Here is a 17,755-nt window from a genome sequence, read left to right as displayed (position 1 = left end):
AGTGAGAGGATGATAAACACTTACAATAGAGAGATCTAATTGGGCTGGCGAACATTACTTACAGCCAGTCATTTTATAAAAAATTATGAAAAAAGTTTCCTAATTAGTCGTTGACGAGAATGATGATCAGTTGTAATATTGTCATTGGTAATGAAAATCATTCTCACTAAAGGGGTTTTGACTTATGTCTGTTTCAAAAAGTACATACATAACAATCAGCTTATCAGCTGCTTTACTGCTGGGAGGCTGCGGTTCCGATGATGAAGCAAGCGTGAATTCCGGGGAATCAAATAATAATAACTCCTCTGAGCAGAGCGAGACGCGTACGGTAGAACATGCGATGGGTGAAACTGATATAGAAGGTACACCGGAAACGGTCGTAACCTTGTATCAGGGGGCGAACGACACTGCAGCCGCTCTTGGCGTACAGCCTGATGGAATTGTCGAATCCTGGACGCAGCAGCCTATTTATGAATACTTACGTGATGACTTGGAAGGGGCAGAGATGCTCGGTGAAGAAACTCAGCCTAACCTTGAAGCCATTGCCGAGCTTGATCCTGATGTTATTATCGCATCGAAAACACGCCACGAAGACATTTACGATCAGCTTTCAAATATTGCACCGACTGTAGTGGGTGAAGAAGTTTACTTATGGAAAGATACATTGAACATAATGGGACAGGCGCTGAATAAAGAGGAAGAAGCAGATCAGCTCCTTGCTGACTATGAAGCAAGAACAGAGCATTTCCAGGAGCAGATGAGTGACGAACTGCCAATTGAAGCGGCGATCACAAACTTTCGTGCCGACCATGCCCGTATTTTCTACATGGGATTTGCCGGACAGATTCTTGCCGATACAGGGTTTGACCGTCCGGAAGGCCACGATGATCCGGATGAGTGGGGCATAAAGCTGTCTTCCAAGGAGAGTATTCCGGAAGCAGATGCTGACATTATTTTTAACTTTAACTCTGGTACAGAAACTGAACAGATCGAAGCCACTTACGAAGAATGGACGAGTCATCCGCTCTGGCAGGAGCTTGAAGCTGTAAAGTCTGATAATGTCTATATGGTCGAAGAGGAAACGTGGAATGCCGGAGGAGGAGTACTGGCAGCTAACCTGATGTTAGATGACTTGTATGACATTTTTGACGTAGAAGAAGAATAACACCGGAAAGGGAGATTGGATGAAAGTGGCAAACGTATTTCAACAGAAGAAAGTGACGACTTTTATCCTTCTCTCTCTTTTACTGGTGATGGCCTTCGCTTCGAGTATTATTTTTGGCCAGACGCCTATTTCAGCGGAAGAGGCGGTGCGTTCATTTACTTCCTTTGATCAGAATTTAACATCTCATATTGTGGTTCGCTATGACCGGCTGCCAAGAGCCGTTATCGGTACCGTCGTTGGAGCCGGGCTGGCTGTTTCCGGGACGCTCATGCAGGCAATGACGAGAAATCCAATGGCTTCCCCTAGTATTTTCGGCATTAACAATGGAGCGATCTTCTTTATTGTCGTTGGCATGGTCTTCTTTTCAGTTTCCTCGCTGGTTTCCCTAATGTGGCTGGCCTTTGCAGGGGCAGCTTTAGCCGCTTTGATTGTCTACATTCTTGGCTCTCTTGGCAGGGACGGGTTAACCCCTGTAAAGATTGTACTCGCCGGGGCCGCAATCAGTGCTCTGTTTCAGTCATACACACAAGGTATTCTTGTGTTTGATGAAGCTGGCTTACAGGATGTTCTGTTCTGGCTTGCGGGATCCGTCAGCGGCAGAACACTTGATATGCTGATACCTGTACTCCCATTTATCGTAACCGCTATGATCACCGCATTATTAATGGGAAGAGCGATTAACCTGCTTGTCACCGGTGACGATATTGCAAAGGGAATGGGTCAGAATATTTTGCTCATAAAAGCGGCGATGGGGGCCATTGTGGTTGTGCTTGCGGGAAGTTCAGTTGCCATTGTTGGAGCTGTCGGATTCATAGGCCTTGTCATACCGCATATTGCCCGCTTTTTTGCGGGCACTGATTACCGTTGGATATTACCTTATTCGGCCATACTGGGCGCCTTCCTTTTAGTCGGGGCAGATGTTGCCGCAAGACTGGTCATCAGGCCTCAGGAAGTGCCTATTGGCGTCATGACAGCTATTATCGGCGGCCCCTTCTTCATATATATTGCAAGAAGGGGGCTGAAGTCATTATGAAACCGGCCATTACGGTTCGCAGCAGCCGCTTTTCATTTATTTTTGAAAAAAGAACGGTTATCATTAATCTTATTTTGTTTTTCCTGGCAGTGTTTGCCTGTGTAATTGGGCCAATGCTGGGTCATACATTACTATCACCGTACGAGGTCGTCACTGCATTGTTTGGAAATGGCAGTGGAGCAAATGAATTCATCGTGATGCAATCCCGCTTGCCGAGAACGCTGCTTTCTTTAGTGGCAGGTGCAGCACTTGGTGTGTCCGGTATGATTTTGCAAGGGATTGTCCGTAATCCATTAGCCGCACCGGATATCATTGGCGTCACTGGCGGAGGAGCTGTTGCAGCAGTTATTTTCCTCACATACGGTGCCGGTTTAAGTATCCAGTTTCTTCCTCTGGCTGCGGTTACTGGCTCTTTGCTCGTGGCTGTCCTGACCTATTTTCTTGCATGGCAGCGGGGGATTACCCCGATTCGCCTTGTGCTGATTGGGATCGGTATTTCTGCCATCATGAGTGCTGGTACGACTTTTATGATTGTGGTAAGTTCAGCTGTTACAGCCTCTCAGGCTTATTTATGGCTGACCGGAAGTGTGTATGGCGCCTCATGGAATGACGTAGGTATATTAGTTACGGTAGTGTTTCTTACGATCCCTGTTACGATGGTATTTTCACGCAGTCTCAATACCCAGCAGCTGGGTAACGATACAGCTTTAGGGCTTGGTGTCCGGCTGCAGCTTGATCGTCTCATTCTGTTATTGTTTAGTGTGATTCTGGCCGGTTCAGCTGTCGCTCTTGTCGGCGCAGTAGGCTTTGTGGGATTGATTGCTCCCCATATTGCAAGGACACTAGTGGGAAAAACTCACGGTGCATTAACTTTGGCCTCAGCCAGTTCAGGTGCGCTTTTGCTCTTCGGGGCAGACTTAGCTGCCCGTACCTTATTTTACCCTGTTGATATCCCTGCCGGTGTCTTTACTGCCGGAGTGGGCGCCCCATTTTTTCTGTATTTGCTATTCAGGAACCGCCACCATATGTAAAAGAGAGGAATGTGATTTGTTATGAAAAGCCTTGAAGCTAAAGACGTCCGTTTTTCTTATGACGATAAGCTGATATTAAACGATTTAACGGTGACCATTCCAAAAGGCAAAATTACCGTCTTTATCGGTGGGAACGGCTGCGGAAAATCCACTCTTCTCCGTACGATGGCAAGGTTGCTGAAAACAGAAAAAGGGATGATTCTTCTGGATGGGGAAGACATTTCTACTCGAAAGACGAAAGATATTGCTAAACAAATGTCCATTCTGCCTCAAGGACCCTCTGCACCTGAAGGGCTGTCCGTTGAGCAGCTCGTTAAACAGGGACGGTATCCGCATCAAAGCTTTTTGAAACAGTGGTCTTTAGAAGATGAAAAAATGGTCTCCAAAGCGCTCCGGGCTACGGGAATGACAGAGCATGCTTTATCTGCTGTAGATGAGCTTTCCGGAGGTCAACGGCAGCGTGCCTGGATTGCGATGACACTGGCACAAGGGTCAGACACGTTGTTGCTTGACGAGCCGACTACTTATTTAGATATGAGTCACCAAATTGACGTCCTTGATCTGTTATATGAGTTAAATGAGAAAGAACAACGGACGGTTGTTATGGTGCTGCACGATATGAACTTAGCCTGCCGTTATGCCCATCATCTGGTAGCGATGCGGAATAAAACAATTTATGATGCAGGCGCTCCTGATGATATTATGACGAAGAAAATGGTCCGCGATGTGTTTAATATGGAATGTATGATTACGAATGATCCAATTTTTGGTTCGCCAATGGTCATTCCGCATGGAAAGGGGCGCATGGCTGATGAGTCTTCCATTCGTGCAAAAGCAAAGTGAACAGATCGAGGCGACAAATCTGATCCTTCCTGAGACGTGTGAGGCTTATATTCATAAACTGGGAAAAGCGATTGATTCTCCTTCTTTACTCGTATCTGCGTCCCAGTTCTCAAAGTGGTATGCCCGTGCATTTGCCTGTCGTGCGCTAAAACTGCAAACGACTGATGGGAAATGTATAGACGTCTCTTTAGAAAAGACGATCATTCATATTGACAGCGCAGGGGATAAATGGAAGCAGGAAATAGAACTTCTCTCCAGGAAGCCCATCACTGCCTCATGGGATGAGACGATTTATAAGGTGTTTTGCGATCACCTGACACCAATCTGGCGGACTCTTAATGAAATCACGAAGATACCTATGCCAACATTATGGGAAAATACAGCGGTCCGTGTATTCTCCCTTTACGAAAAAGCTTTTGCAAAGAATGCGGATATGAAATTTAGAGATCAATTAAACAAAGACCTTCATTATCTTGTATATGAAGCATCCGGAGAACTGTTTGGAGAAACGAGCAACCCTCTCTACCCGTTCTATACGGGCGATGCTGGTACGCGGCGGCGGAAGACATGCTGCTTTTATTACAAAACAGGTGAGGGTAACTATTGTACTGCCTGTCCTAAAGTATGCGAAAAAAGCTGACGTCTCACAGACTCAGCTTTTTTTCATGGTGAAGAATGATGGTCGCCCTGTAACCAGCCCGTGTCACACTTAATGGGTAGGAGGGGGACCGCAGCTTACTCCTACAGTTCAGGCTGATGCGGTGATAATACTTTGATGGCGAAAAATTTTTAAAAGAGATTTAAAGTGCCCGCTGGTTCAGGTAGACATTGTTTTTCTGCTTATATATGATTAAGCAGAGAAGGAGGGATCGCTTTGTTTTTACCAATCCACACTGAAAGGCTTATATTAAGAGAAGTAACGCTTGATGATACATCCGCTTTATGCAGTATCTGGTCTGATCCTGAAGTGACAAAATATATGAATATTACTCCTTTTTCAGATAAAAGCCAGGCAGAGGAAATGATCAGTTTATTTAACAGCCTTTCAGAAAAAAAGGAAGCCGTTCGCTTTGCAATTATTGAAAAAGCATCCGGCGGACTCCTTGGATCCTGCGGCTACAATCTTATTGACAAAGTAAATGCCAAAACAGAAATAGGCTACGAACTTTCTTCGAGGCACTGGGGAAAAGGCTACGGGTCAGAAACGGTATCCGGTCTGGTCCGCTATGCTTTCGAATCGATGAATATGAACCGGATCGAAGCTAGAGTTGAGGCAGAAAATCACAATTCCGTTAAAATGCTTGAAAAACTCAGCTTTCAATATGAAGGAACCCTTAGAGAAGCCGAGCTGTCGAAAGGGCGGTATGTAGACCTGAAAATGTATTCCAAACTTAAGGGAGATCAAGGGTAAGGGGCAGCCAGCCATGGGCGCCTTTAAAGGAGAGTTCCGCAAATAAATAGCCAGACGCATTTAAAGCCGTGGAGGTTCTTCCGCGGTTTAAATTTTTGCCTATAAAAAGAAGTAGGTCTAATGCGTATAAGTGACAAATCTCAATTACTTTATAAATAAATAGTCATAAATTTGATGACTTTTAGCCTACACTAACGGGAGCAGTTGAAAAATAAAGCGTATTTACCATGATTTAAAACCATTTATTACCATAAAAAGAGCCAAAATTATATATTTTTTGACAATGATTTCTTAATAAATCTTTATAGAAGTTTCCATACAATACCTTAGATAAAAGAAGCGATTTATTGATACAGCTGTTTTTCTCCCCTTTTATACTAATAGTCTATTGAATTAATTTTTGCGGGAAGAAAAGATGGAAAAGAGAGGATGAAAATCATGACCGGAATCTCAACCTCCTGTCCCGTGAAAAAGTACTCAAATTGGTCTGACGTCTGATAATAAAACGTTTACAACATTTCCTGGGCGACTTTATACTTACAGAGTATGACCATCATAGCTAGGTTGATAGGTTATCGACTACATAATTTAAGGGAGGAAATCGAATGAAGAACGGTTCAAAAATGACTCGCAAAATTTCAGTGGCAGTACTTGCGGGATTGCTCACAGCCGGCACGGTGGCTCCGGCGGCGTTTGCTGACGGGCACCAGGGTAACGGCAATGGAAACGGCAAGGTAAGTGAACAGCGGGGAAACAGTGAAAACGCCCCTCATGGTCCGGAACGTACGGTTGAAGATGTCTCTGCACTTGATTCTACCAGCTTTGTCATTGATTTTGACAAGACATATCCTAAAGGTCTGGATATTAACAGAATGGTAGACGTTACAGTCGAACTGGATGACGCGACTGTGCTTGAACCTGCTTTAACAGATTACGAGGTTTCTTCAGAGAACCGGTCACTTGTAACGGTTGAGCACGGGAACGATGATCTTGATGGCCTGTCAGGCACGCTTACCGTTAATGATTTTGAAATTGACTTTGATTACAGCGAAGCAGACGAAGAGCCGTTTGTTCTGGATATTTTCCATACAAATGATATTCATTCTAAGATTGATCCTTTAGGAAAAATTTCAGCCTTTATTAACGAAAAAGGGGCGGGAGCCGACAACTATCTTTACCTTGATGCAGGGGACATATTCAGCGGAAATGCTGTTGTTGACTTGCAGGATGGCGAGCCTATCGTTGCTTTGTTAAATGAAATGGGGCTTGACGCTATGGCTATCGGAAACCACGAATTCGATTATGGCCAGGAAGCTTTTGCTGCGAGAGAAGAGCAGGCGGAGTTTGACTGGTTAAGTGCCAACATGGAAGTCGTCGACCCTGACATTGCGATCCAGCAGCCAAAGCCTTATGAAATTTATGAAATCGATGGTGTGGACGTTGGGATTTTCGGTTTAACGCAAAACCCGCCGGCTACGAATCCTACCGGCATTGTCGGAATTGATTTTCATGATTATGTAGAAACGGCTGAGCAGTATTCATATTTACAGGACGAAACAGATATTCTGATTGCTTTAACACATATTGGAAACAGAGCTGATAAACACCTTGCTGAAAATGTTGATTTCTTCGATGTTATTATCGGAGGACACTCCCACAGCAGAATTTTTGAAGCGGATATTGTGAATGGGACACCTGTTGTTCAGGCTGGCGCTGACTCCTTATTCGTAGGACACTTCAACCTTGAATTTGATGGAACAGATGTCACTTTTAATGACTATTATCTTCAGGATGTGGAAGAACTGACAGAAGTCAATCAGGACGTCCAGGACATGATTGACGCCTACAACGCTGAAGCGGAAGAGCTTCTGCAAGAAGTCGTAGGGTATACGAATACTGGCTTGTTCCGTGATGCACGATATCAGCGCGATACGTCTTTAGGCAACTTCATTACAGATGCTATGAAAGATGCGTTAGGAGCGGATTTGGCGCTCACAAACAACGGCGGTATTCGCGCTAATATTGACGAAGGTGATATTACAGCTGCGGACATTTACACTGTTGAGCCTTTCGGAAATGAACTTACTGAAATTGAGATTACAGGCGAAGACTTAAAAGATGTCATTGAGTATTCTTTCTCACGAAGCAACAGTATTGACCTCCAAACATCCGGCTTATCTTATACAATTTATACGGATGAAGATGGCGCATTTACTGACGCTGACTTATATATTGACGGTGAGCCGGTCGATTATAATGAGACTTATACTCTTGTAACGAACAACTTCATGGCAGCAGGCGGAAGCGGGTATGACTTCTCCGCAGCTGACATCATTCAAATGGAAGCCGGCTACATCACAAATGCGATGTTCCAGTGGATGGATTATCTGATGGAATCAGAAGGCGCTGTCGACTATGAAGACGGCGAAGGCAGAATTACAATAGAAGAAGCAGAGTAATGTTTTAATAGCTTTTTAGAGCAAGGGGATGGGTCCCCTTGCTTTTTTTGTTGGCGTTAATTGGGAAGGAGAGATATTTAGGGGCTGCCTCCCGTTTTAGAAAAAAGACAATTTCCCGGGAAATTTGTCGTAAACTTAGATTACATCAGGGGGGAATGGAAGGGGATTAATCCCGGCAGTAACAGAATTCCACAATCCTTTGATAAAGTGCAACAATCCCCGCGCAAAATGCAACAATCTATGGCAAAAGTGCAACAATCTCTTAGAGTGCATAACAATCATTTGCGAAAGTGCAACAATCTTCCTGAGGTGTCACAATCCTCGCCCGAAGTGCCACAATCCTTAGCCAAATTGCAACAATCTCCTTCCGAAGTGCAACAATCACCATCGCTAAATATGTACAATCTGACATTTAGTAGAAAAATTGGTTATAATTTAAGAATTCGACAGATTCCGACGGCATTTGTACAATGCCCGTGTTAAAGTACTAGTCATAATTAGGGCTATTAAAGTTTTGGGAGGGGATAAAATGCGAGTAGAGGAGCTTAAACAGATCATGGAAGAAATTAAAGGACGGGGTTCAAGCAGCACGTCTGGAGAAACCCGGGAACTGATGGTTTTTATTGAAAACCGGTTAAAAGAAGTTTTAAAGAAAGAGGAAACAGAATAGGAAGGGATATGAGAGCCGCAGATACGGAGGCTTTTTACTGTGCGATTCGACGCCAGGAACTTTATGTTTAACAGGGCATACCTGAACGCAACGCCATATTTTAATGTACCTGGCGCAAAGGTCCAGGACCTATGCTTGAAGCATGCGACCAATGTTCTGGGACGCACAGAATAATGCTTACATAAACAACGGGGAAGGCTCGCCGCCGCAAAGCGATACTTGACGATACACTGCGATATAAGGGGATACTTGACGATACGACACCGCGATCCATCACGATACACCGCAACACGATGCGATACGAGACGATACAAAGCGATATACTAATTCGCCTGAAAATGCTCTTAAGAAACTAGCCTGCTGATTAGCTTAATCCAGCCGAAAAATGACATCCACAACGGAATGCTAAAACCAATTCCATAAATTAACCCGACAAAAAAATTACCTTCTCTATTCATACCAGACAACCTCCTAAACTATTGTAAATTGACCCGCCCAGTAATAATGCCAATATTCAGGGAGCCGGTGGCACTGCCAACTGTTCTTCACGCTGCGTGTACTTAGTGACAGTATGGGCTGAAAAACGATAAACTATTCCGTTCTAAGTCTGTTAATCTGTCAAAACGGGTTGAAAGGGCAATACCTTTATAGGTAATTGCTCTTTTTTCGTATATTCTGTTTCCGCTATTTTCCTTCGTGGTAGAGACTACTAGTGAAGGAGGAATGCCCCGTGGAAGTTAAGCAGCAATTTAAAGAAAAAATAGTATTTATTATCTCAGCCATAATTATTTTATCTATCGTGATATGGGGAGCAGTCACACCGGAGAATATGACCGCGGTCACACAGACGATCATGGACCAGATGATTGAACAGTTCGGCTGGTTTTATGTGATCTCAACAGGTATTTTTCTGGGGTTCTGTCTCTTTCTCGGCTTCGGTCCCTACAGGCATATGAAATTGGGCTATAAGAATGATGAGCCTGAATATTCGTTTTTTACATGGCTCGGTATGCTTTTTGCAGCCGGTATGGGGGTAGGCCTTGTCTTTTGGGGGGTTGGGGAACCTCTTTCCCATTTTCACTCACCAACCGGAGGCGTAGAAGCCGAATCTCAGGCTGCAGCAGAACAGAGTCTTATTTACAGTATGTTTCACTGGGGCCTTCACCCTTGGAGCATTTATGCGATCGTGGCTTTAGGGCTTGCTTTTGCAAAGTTTCGTAAAAATCTTCCTGGCTTAGTCAGTTCAGCATTTTTCCCGTTGATCGGGGACGGGATCTACCGCTGGCCGGGAAAGGCGATTGATGTGGTGGTCATAGTGGCAACGACAATAGGAATCGCTACTTCACTCGGAATGAGCACCTTGCAAGTCGGCAGCGGACTTTCCCAGGTATTTGCTATAGAACCTGATAATTTAGTGTATTTAATTATTCTTTTAGTGGTCACAATTATTTTTCTTATATCTGTTCTTTCAGGTTTAAATAAAGGGATGCGTTACTTAAGCATTTCAAATTTATGGCTTGCCGGTGCGCTGCTTATTATTGCGCTTGCCCTCGGGCCGACTGTCTATATAATGGAACACATTACACTGACTTTTGGCCAATATTTTTCACAATTGCCTCAAATGAGCTTCACGACCACCCCTTACTCAGAGAATGACTGGATGGGAGAGTGGACGCTGTTTTATTGGGCGTGGGTAATTTCCTGGAGCCCGTTCGTCGGGACGTTTATAGCGAGAGTATCGAAAGGCCGTTCCTTAAGGGGTTTTATATTCGGTGTGTTGTTCGTGCCGGCACTGTTGACGCTTGTGTGGGTCGTGACATTTGGAGGTTCAGGCATTTATTATGATCTAAACGAAGGAACAGCTATAGCAGAAGAGACTGCCGCAGAACCGGAAGCAGGCTTCTTCCTCGTGCTCGAACAGCTTCCTGGTTCAATGATATTCAGTATTGGCGCGCTTATTCTGATTTCCATCTTCTTTATTACATCCGCTAATTCAGCGACATACGTTCTCGGTGTCTTTTCCTCTTCCGGTAATTTAAATCCGAAGGGCCGGGTGCTGCTCATCTGGGGGCTCTTAATATCGGCCATCGCAACCGTTCTTCTTCTCAGCGGAGGGCTTGAAGGCATGCAGGCGGTCGCTACGGTAACCGCATTTCCATTTACCTTTATCATGCTGGCTATGCTCTTTGCGATTTACCGCTCATTAAGAATTGAAGGCTACACCACCCATAAAGTCGAGAAAAAAGAAGACTGGTAGCAATATGAAAAGGAGGGAAACGCCCGCCAGGCATTTCCCTCCTTTTATAATTATTAAAGTTTCGTACTGCCTCTGTGTTTAAGTGAAAATGGTATACATCGCATCGTCTGTTCTCAGCCTGATGCTTGGATCCTGCTTATTGGCCTTAACCTCTCCTGTTAAAGGGATCTCATACACATTCTCAGGCAAATCCGTTTCTCCTTGAGCTGTTTCAATCGTCCCTGAACCGTAAAGCACGATCTCTTCATTCGCTACATAATCGTCGATAGACGCATTCCTGTTGTTTTTAAGGCCGACAGAATCAAGCTGGAAACGGACTTTATCGGTCGCAAGAACGTCACTTTTACCGGTTTCAAATTCATCTTTTTGAATAAAAAGCGTCTGGCCTTTTAACTCTTCCAGCCACTCAACAACCTGTTCATTCTGCTCGCTCATCAGTCTTGCCTCCTTTTAATATGCTTTTAATGTGACCCCTGTGAAGGGAAATCATTCAACCCTTTCAACAGCCATTTATGGAAAAATTGTGTGGTTCCTTTTTTTACAAGTTATATTACCTTACCCGGAGTTTTAGATTTTCTAAACAGAGTTAGTTGTTTTTAAAGTGTGATTTATCTATTTAGTTCTTTTTCCGCAGGAATTATGGGGAAGGTGTCCTTGGAAAAGCGCCCCGGACGAATCATCCCGGCGTGAAAGCCGGGAAAGCATGGCTGTTTGGTACGTCAAAGGTACGGGGGTCCTTCACCCTATACCGCAGTCATATTAATTAAAGAAGGCAGTGAGCGCAGAGAAGACACTGTAGCCGCCGATGCCAAAGCAGACAATAACAACGATAATCCCAATCACATTCACTTTCATTGAGTTCGTATATTTTCCAAGCAGGTTCTTATTATTCATGATGATAAGAATGAGCAAAGCTATTCCCGGCAGCAGGATCCCATTCAGAGCCTGCGCAAAAAGAATAATGGCCAACGGCTCAAAATTAAGGATAAAACTGAAAACTCCAATCAGAATAACTGTCGCGAAAATCGCCCTGAAACGCCAGTTTTTCATGCCGTTTTTCCACTTAAGTACACTGCTGACCGTAATGGAAGCACCGAGCGCCGCTGCGGTCATCGAAGAAAACCCAGCTGAGAAAATCCCGATCGCCAGAAACGTTTCAGCCCAGCCACCAAGCAGCGGTTCCAGCTGGATGGCCAGGTCGGCGACTGTCTCGACTTCCACCCCGCGCATTAACGTCCCGGAAGTAATCAATATGGATCCTGAAATCAACCCGCCCATTCCGATTGATATGACAATATCCCATTTGGAATCATTTAAGTGGGAAGAATCGTTCCACCGCTCCTGTACCGAATTGGAATGGATAAACAAGTTATAAGGCACAACCGTTGTCCCGACAAGGGCGGCAATCGTAATAATTGAGCCTGCCGGCACTGAAGGCGCAAAAATACCGGTGAAAATACCTCCAAGATTAGGCTGGGCAATCACCATAGTCGTAATAAAAACAGTACTCATTATAATAACCAGCACAATCATCAGTTTTTCAATAAGCTTGTAGCTTCCGGTCAGTCCAATGAGCAGTACAACCAGCCCGACAAACGGGCCAATCGCATTAATATTCCAGCCTGTTAACGTCGACAGACCGAGCGACGTTCCGTTTAAATCCCCGCTCATATAAGCCGCCGATCCGGTGAATATTGAAAAGATGACAAATCCCATAATGGTGTATTTAATTGCGGGCTGGGCAAATTGGTCCCTTATAGCGGCTCCAAGCCCCTTTCTGGCCACAATCCCAAGCCTTGCGACCATCATCTGGAGGACGATCGTCGTAATCACAGAGAACACGAGCGCCCACAACAAAGCGTACCCGAAAGATGCCCCCGCCTCAGTGGCGGTTGTAATTGTTCCGGGCCCGACGAACGAGGCGGAAATAATAGCCCCCGGCCCGACCACCTTAAGTTTCTCTATAACTATGTTCCTCTTTGTTTCCTCTTGTGGCTGCCGCTGTGCCTGGGCCACATCAATCACCTCATATCTTCTAAAAAATTTGATTTGATTTAAGTAATTTACTTCTGTACTAACCAATTCCCTGGGAGAAGCCGATTAAACTTGGGAAATAAGAAGGCAAGGGAGTTGGGATCCCTTGAAGTATGGATAGGAGAGGCTGATGAAACTGGGGCCGCTGTCAGTAATTGTGGGAGCGACAACATCCAAAATTATTTGATGCAGTGGCGGGGATATTTGATGCAGTTAACCAGATATTTGATGCACTCACTATATTCAATCTGTACTTCTTCATGCATGAAGCCCTGCTGATTGAATTCAGAAAACTGAAACGTTCAGCTGCGGCAGGAGAAGCAGCGGTCAGGCGGCCTCGCCATTCGGACAAAGCGGCTGCGAAAGTTATACCCCGACTCTTAAATCAGGTTAACGAGAAACAGGAGCTTAAAAAATAATAGTTCATCCTATTCAGTTTCAATATTTCAAGGAAAATATTGTGTATGATAATATAATTACATAAGACATTTTACAAGAGTTAAATGTCTTTCATTACGGTGCTTTAGTTTTATACCTTTAACTTTTATTGTATGCAGTTTTTGGCATGATACCGCGAAAACATCGTTACTCATGCCTTGCAAACATACTTGTGAGAACCGGGAAAATGACTAACATTTACACTCAGAAGTTTTAGTCAGCTGGATTATAAACTAAAAGCCAGATCTTTAGTTTATTAAAGTTTTTAGGAGGCAATACTCCAGTTTAACAGAGTTTAGTGTATAGAAATGAGCAGCTTTCACATATCTTTTTAGGGCGGCAAATCTTACATACTTTAATCGTTTCGCCTTCCTCCTTTATGTGATCATAAAGCAATTTTATTCGTGTCCGGCCGCACAATGGGCATGTGCCTCTCCCTGAACTTTTTAATTTACGTAATACCTTCCCACCAGTAGTAGTAGCCACAACTCTCCTGATTATTTTCAGAGGCTTATTTACAATAATACATAGACAGTGGGAAGTCTATTGAAAGCGCTTTAATAATATGTTACATTTATAATATACAGTATTCTGTATAATGGCTAAGGGTAAAATACAATATTAAACTACAGTTTTTCTACTCACTTCTGCAAGTATCCAAAAAGTCCGGGTTGCATCAGTACCATAAAATATTTGTTATATTAACCACCCCGAGTCTAATAAATTTACCTCAATGTGTACTTCATGATTATACTCAAGATAAATTTTTATTCCTAAAATACTATAGGAAGGAGGAGTAAAGAGTTTTTTTAATACTTTAACTGGAGGTAATGTATGTGTTAATTAAAAAGCTAATGATCATCGTATTACTTCAAAGCATAGTGTTTACGCCGTTTTTTTTGTCATCAGCAGGTAAAGCGCAGGAACCTGAGAGCCAGGAGTTAAGCGGACAAGTTGAAATTGAGTTAGAGGGCAGAGGAGATACTTATTCAGGTGAGTTTGCAGGGCATGAGGGTGAAGGCAAGTTGATTCTTCAAAACAGAGGTAAGCGTATTAAAAATAATCTTGACATTATTATCAATGGAAAAGATGTGGCTATTCATCCAAGTAACCTTCGACAGCAGAACACTGTAGAAATTGACATTAGTGAGTATATGAAACAAGGTGATAATGAACTCAAAGTCGTTCAAAGGAATAACGCCCTCAGTCCTAAGCTGATTATACCCTATCTAACCCTTAAAGAAGGTGCTCCAGAGGACGCAGGGATGTCTTTGGAAAAATTGGATAAAATTGATGGAATTGTTCAGCAGTCGATTGATGATGGTATTATCCCAGGGGGAGTGGTATTAGTCGCCAAGGATGGCGTGATTGTTAAAGAATCCAGTTATGGTGATGCCCAGAAATATGATATGGGGCAGTTACTGGAAGAACCGCGCCTAATGGAAACTGATACAATTTTTGATTTAGCCTCTGTGACTAAAGTGCTGGGAACTACTCAGGGGATAATGAAGTTAGTGAGCGATGGTAAACTCAGTGTAGAAGATAAAGTAGCAGATATCATTCCTGCCTTTGGACAGGAAGGGAAAGAGGACATAACAATTGAAGATTTATTAACCCATACTTCAGGTTTAACTCCATGGGCACCGACTTATTATTACGCGAACAACTCAGAAGGTGTGCTGGATTATATTAATCGCATGCCGCTGGATTATGAGACGGGGACAAACCGGGCTTACAGCGACTTCAGCTTTATGATGCTGGGTTTTATAATTGAAGAAGTTTCAGGGCAGAAGCTGAATCAGTACCTCGAGGAGGACATTTATAAAACGTTAGAGTTGGAAGATACTCAATTTACACCTTCGTCTAATTTCAAGGACCGGATTGCGTCTACTTCTTGGGGGAATCCATATGAATACAAAATGGTTCACGACCCTGATTTTGGTTATAAGGTAGACGTAGATTTAGAGGCTTTCGACAGCTGGAGAGACTATACTCTGACCGGCGAAGTAAATGATGGAAACAGTTTCTATGTGAATGAAGGAGTGGCAGGGCATGCAGGGCTGTTTTCGACGGCCAGAGATTTATCAGTACTCGGTCAATTAATGCTTAATGGAGGAGGGTATGGTACCAATAAACTCTATTCTCATCCAGTAGTAGAGCAATTCACTTCACCGCAGAGGTTAGGACACGGGTACGGCTGGGAAGTGGATTCACGCTGGTATATGGGTGACGAAAGAAACTATGAGGCATTTGGACATACTGGTTTTACCGGAACCCAGGTTATTTTTGACCCTATAGAGCAGCTCCAGGTTATTATCCTTACTAATAAGCAAAATGTGGGGACAACTTCCTCTGGTTCTTATTTCAGTACCGGCCCTCTCAGCAGAAACATAACTGATACTGTCTACCAATCTATTAAAGAGTAAATGATTGGCTGATTGGCAAATGCAGCTTTAAGTACGTTTATGAGACCAGGCGGTTGACTGCAGCGTAAGCAGCTGTTTGCCGCCTGCCAAATAAATGAAAACGGTTTATAAGCTTGCGGGGCCAGCTTAAATAGTGTACGATATATAATATACAATATTTTGTACAAGGTTTGGGTGACCCTCTCTTTGGGCATTTAATAAACGCATCAAGCTGCAAAGACGACACACGTTGAAGGAGTTTAAGTTATGGCTGGAAAACACGAAAAATTATACTCTAAAAATGGTCTTGCTGCCAAACATATTGCCGAGGCATTACTTAAACTGGAAGTACCGTCGCGGATTCCAAGGGTCAGTGATTTCGTAGAAGATCTTTCTCTTGGAAGAGGAACAGTTCAAGGCGCGTTAAAGCTTCTTCAGGAGATGGGGGCGATTACTCTTGAAACTAAAGGTTATCAAGGTACTTACTTGATCAGGCGCGATGCTGATATGCTTATGGATATTGCCGGAATAGGACCGATAATCGGGGCGATGCCCTTACCATATTCAAAGAAATATGAGGGATTAGCGACAGGAGTTTTAAAAGCTCTTGACCAGTCAGGGTACCGGGGAAATCTTGCATTTATGCGGGGGGCTAATCACCGTTTGCAGGCTGTGCTTGCTAACCGCTATGATTTTGCTATTGTATCAAAAATGGCAGCTGAGAAAGCATGTGCTCAGTCAGACAACCTGGAGATTGTCATGTCATTAGGGGAGAAGACCTATGTTACAAGCCACCGGGTTTTTTTCGCTTCACCTGAGGAAAAAGAATTAAGATCAGGTATGAAAGTGGGGATCGATTATTCTTCCATGGACCAGGCTATTATTACTGAATATGAATGCCAGGGACTTGATGTTGAGTTGAAAGACGTTAATTATATGCAAATGTTTAAAATGCTAAAAAGCAAAAAGATAGATGCTGCAGTGTGGAACAGTGATGAGAATCTGTCATTTGACCTTTATCCTTCCGTTCCCGTTAAGGCGCAGGCTTCAATTAAACATTCTAAAAAAGTCAGTGAAGCATCCATCGTCATTGAATCAAGCCGTGAGGATATTAAATCAATCTTTGGAAAAATTCCTTCTCAGCTTATTTGTGATATTCAGAAGAAAGTTGAAAATGAAGACATGTTTCCGCAATATTAAAGTTTTTTACCTAAAATATACAAAATACTGTATATTGATTATCCTTATAAAGGGGTGTTTCAAATGAAAAAAGAAGAGTTGACCACGAGACTTAAGCTTTTAGAGGAGAGCGGCACAGTCAACACTGAAGCTGTAAGGGTTACTGTCAAAGCGTTTGACCGGCTGGTACAGACACTGGACTTATCTGCTGATGAAATCGAACAGTCTCAAATGCTTTTTACTCATTTGCCAATGGCATTAACGAGGGTTGACAAGAAAGAAAAATTGGAAGCGCCTCCACAAGAATCGTTTGAAGAAGTGCAAACGTCGCCCTTCTTTTCTGAAGCGGCTGCTGCAGTATCCGAAGTGGAGAAAGACTGGGGGCGCCCGCTCCCGCAGGAAGAAAAGGAATATTTACAGCTTCACTATACGACTATTTTTACACATTATTTAGGAGGGGATAACTAATGAAAATTGTAATTGGCGGCCAAGTAGAAAAGAAGGACATTGAAAAGCTGGTTAAGGAGCAGGATGGCGGTATCACGACTACTGTAAAATCAGATTTAGAGGCGGCTATGGCGGTTAAAAGCGGACAGGCAGATTATTATATCGGTGCTTGCCACACAGGCGGGGGAGGTGCGCTGGCTATGGCTATGGCAATGCTTGGTGGGGACCAGTGTGAAACAGTCTCAATGCCTGGACGTCCTCCAAAGAAGGAAATAATTGATAAAGCTGTGGCTAATGGAAAGAAGGCGTTCGGATTTACTTCGGATCATAAAGATACAGCTGTCCCTATGATTATTGAAGCTTTAAAAAACAAGCAGTCCTAA

The 17,755-nt window shown here is 43.6% G+C and carries 16 protein-coding genes; 14 read left to right on the top strand and 2 right to left on the bottom strand.

Features of this window, described 5'->3' with window-relative positions; genetic code table 11:
• The first annotated feature begins 184 nt into the window (after positions 1-184).
• From BMW59_RS10265 to BMW59_RS10230, 9 genes are all read left to right on the top strand, one after another.
• The gene (locus tag BMW59_RS10265; protein ID WP_093051291.1) at positions 185-1,165 is read left to right on the top strand and encodes an ABC transporter substrate-binding protein; all 981 of its coding nucleotides are present in this window, start codon (positions 185-187) and stop codon (positions 1,163-1,165) included.
• A 19-nt stretch (positions 1,166-1,184) separates the two neighbouring features.
• On the top strand, positions 1,185-2,198 hold the full coding sequence (locus tag BMW59_RS10260) for a FecCD family ABC transporter permease (RefSeq protein WP_093051287.1): 1,014 nt from the start codon (positions 1,185-1,187) through the stop codon (positions 2,196-2,198).
• A complete protein-coding gene (locus BMW59_RS10255; protein ID WP_093051284.1) occupies positions 2,195-3,229 on the top strand; it encodes a FecCD family ABC transporter permease in 1,035 nt (344 codons plus the stop codon). Before BMW59_RS10260 ends, BMW59_RS10255 begins: the two co-directional genes overlap by 4 nt.
• Positions 3,230-3,250: 21 nt before the next feature.
• Positions 3,251-4,072, top strand: a complete 822-nt coding sequence (locus BMW59_RS10250; RefSeq protein WP_093051281.1) for an ABC transporter ATP-binding protein — start codon at positions 3,251-3,253, stop codon at positions 4,070-4,072.
• Positions 4,041-4,712, top strand: coding sequence for a (2Fe-2S)-binding protein (locus BMW59_RS10245; RefSeq protein WP_177174280.1), 672 nt, complete (start codon positions 4,041-4,043; stop codon positions 4,710-4,712). Before BMW59_RS10250 ends, BMW59_RS10245 begins: the two co-directional genes overlap by 32 nt.
• A 234-nt stretch (positions 4,713-4,946) precedes the next feature.
• Positions 4,947-5,483, top strand: a complete 537-nt coding sequence (locus BMW59_RS10240; RefSeq protein ID WP_093051278.1) for a GNAT family N-acetyltransferase — start codon at positions 4,947-4,949, stop codon at positions 5,481-5,483.
• 605 nt (positions 5,484-6,088) lie between these two features.
• Positions 6,089-7,942, top strand: a complete 1,854-nt coding sequence (locus tag BMW59_RS10235; RefSeq protein WP_093051275.1) for a bifunctional metallophosphatase/5'-nucleotidase — start codon at positions 6,089-6,091, stop codon at positions 7,940-7,942.
• Positions 7,943-8,471: 529 nt separating this feature from the next.
• A complete protein-coding gene (locus tag BMW59_RS21675) occupies positions 8,472-8,612 on the top strand; it encodes a hypothetical protein (protein WP_177174279.1) in 141 nt (46 codons plus the stop codon).
• Between the two features lie 730 nt (positions 8,613-9,342).
• The gene (locus BMW59_RS10230) at positions 9,343-10,869 is read left to right on the top strand and encodes a BCCT family transporter (RefSeq protein ID WP_093051272.1); all 1,527 of its coding nucleotides are present in this window, start codon (positions 9,343-9,345) and stop codon (positions 10,867-10,869) included.
• Between the two features lie 78 nt (positions 10,870-10,947).
• Here BMW59_RS10230 and ymzB read toward each other — a convergent pair whose 3' ends face one another.
• Positions 10,948-11,304: a protein YmzB gene (gene ymzB, locus BMW59_RS10225; RefSeq protein WP_093051269.1), complete on the bottom strand. Its 357-nt coding sequence runs from the start codon at positions 11,302-11,304 to the stop codon at positions 10,948-10,950.
• A gap of 324 nt (positions 11,305-11,628) precedes the next feature.
• Positions 11,629-12,885: an Nramp family divalent metal transporter gene (locus BMW59_RS10220; protein WP_093051659.1), complete on the bottom strand. Its 1,257-nt coding sequence runs from the start codon at positions 12,883-12,885 to the stop codon at positions 11,629-11,631.
• A 173-nt stretch (positions 12,886-13,058) separates the two neighbouring features.
• Here BMW59_RS10220 and BMW59_RS10215 point away from each other — a divergent pair, with 173 nt between their 5' ends.
• The 5 genes from BMW59_RS10215 to BMW59_RS10190 all read left to right on the top strand — a co-directional run bounded on the left by BMW59_RS10215 (position 13,059) and on the right by BMW59_RS10190 (position 17,755).
• Complete coding sequence (locus BMW59_RS10215) at positions 13,059-13,322, top strand: hypothetical protein (RefSeq protein WP_093051266.1); 264 nt, start codon at positions 13,059-13,061, stop codon at positions 13,320-13,322.
• 855 nt (positions 13,323-14,177) lie between these two features.
• Positions 14,178-15,767: a serine hydrolase gene (locus BMW59_RS10205; protein WP_245733052.1), complete on the top strand. Its 1,590-nt coding sequence runs from the start codon at positions 14,178-14,180 to the stop codon at positions 15,765-15,767.
• A 246-nt stretch (positions 15,768-16,013) separates the two neighbouring features.
• A complete protein-coding gene (yhfZ, locus tag BMW59_RS10200) occupies positions 16,014-16,946 on the top strand; it encodes a GntR family transcriptional regulator YhfZ (protein ID WP_093051260.1) in 933 nt (310 codons plus the stop codon).
• A 63-nt stretch (positions 16,947-17,009) separates the two neighbouring features.
• Positions 17,010-17,393 (top strand): PRD domain-containing protein, encoded by a 384-nt coding sequence (locus tag BMW59_RS10195; protein WP_093051257.1) that lies wholly within the window; start codon positions 17,010-17,012, stop codon positions 17,391-17,393.
• On the top strand, positions 17,393-17,755 hold the full coding sequence (locus tag BMW59_RS10190) for a DUF2620 domain-containing protein (protein WP_093051255.1): 363 nt from the start codon (positions 17,393-17,395) through the stop codon (positions 17,753-17,755). Before BMW59_RS10195 ends, BMW59_RS10190 begins: the two co-directional genes overlap by 1 nt.

The sequence above is a fragment of the Salipaludibacillus aurantiacus genome, from assembly GCF_900111295.1.
In the GTDB taxonomy this organism is placed as follows: Bacteria; Bacillota; Bacilli; order Bacillales; family Salisediminibacteriaceae; genus Salipaludibacillus; species Salipaludibacillus aurantiacus.
This window is presented reverse-complemented; position numbering and strand designations above follow the sequence as displayed.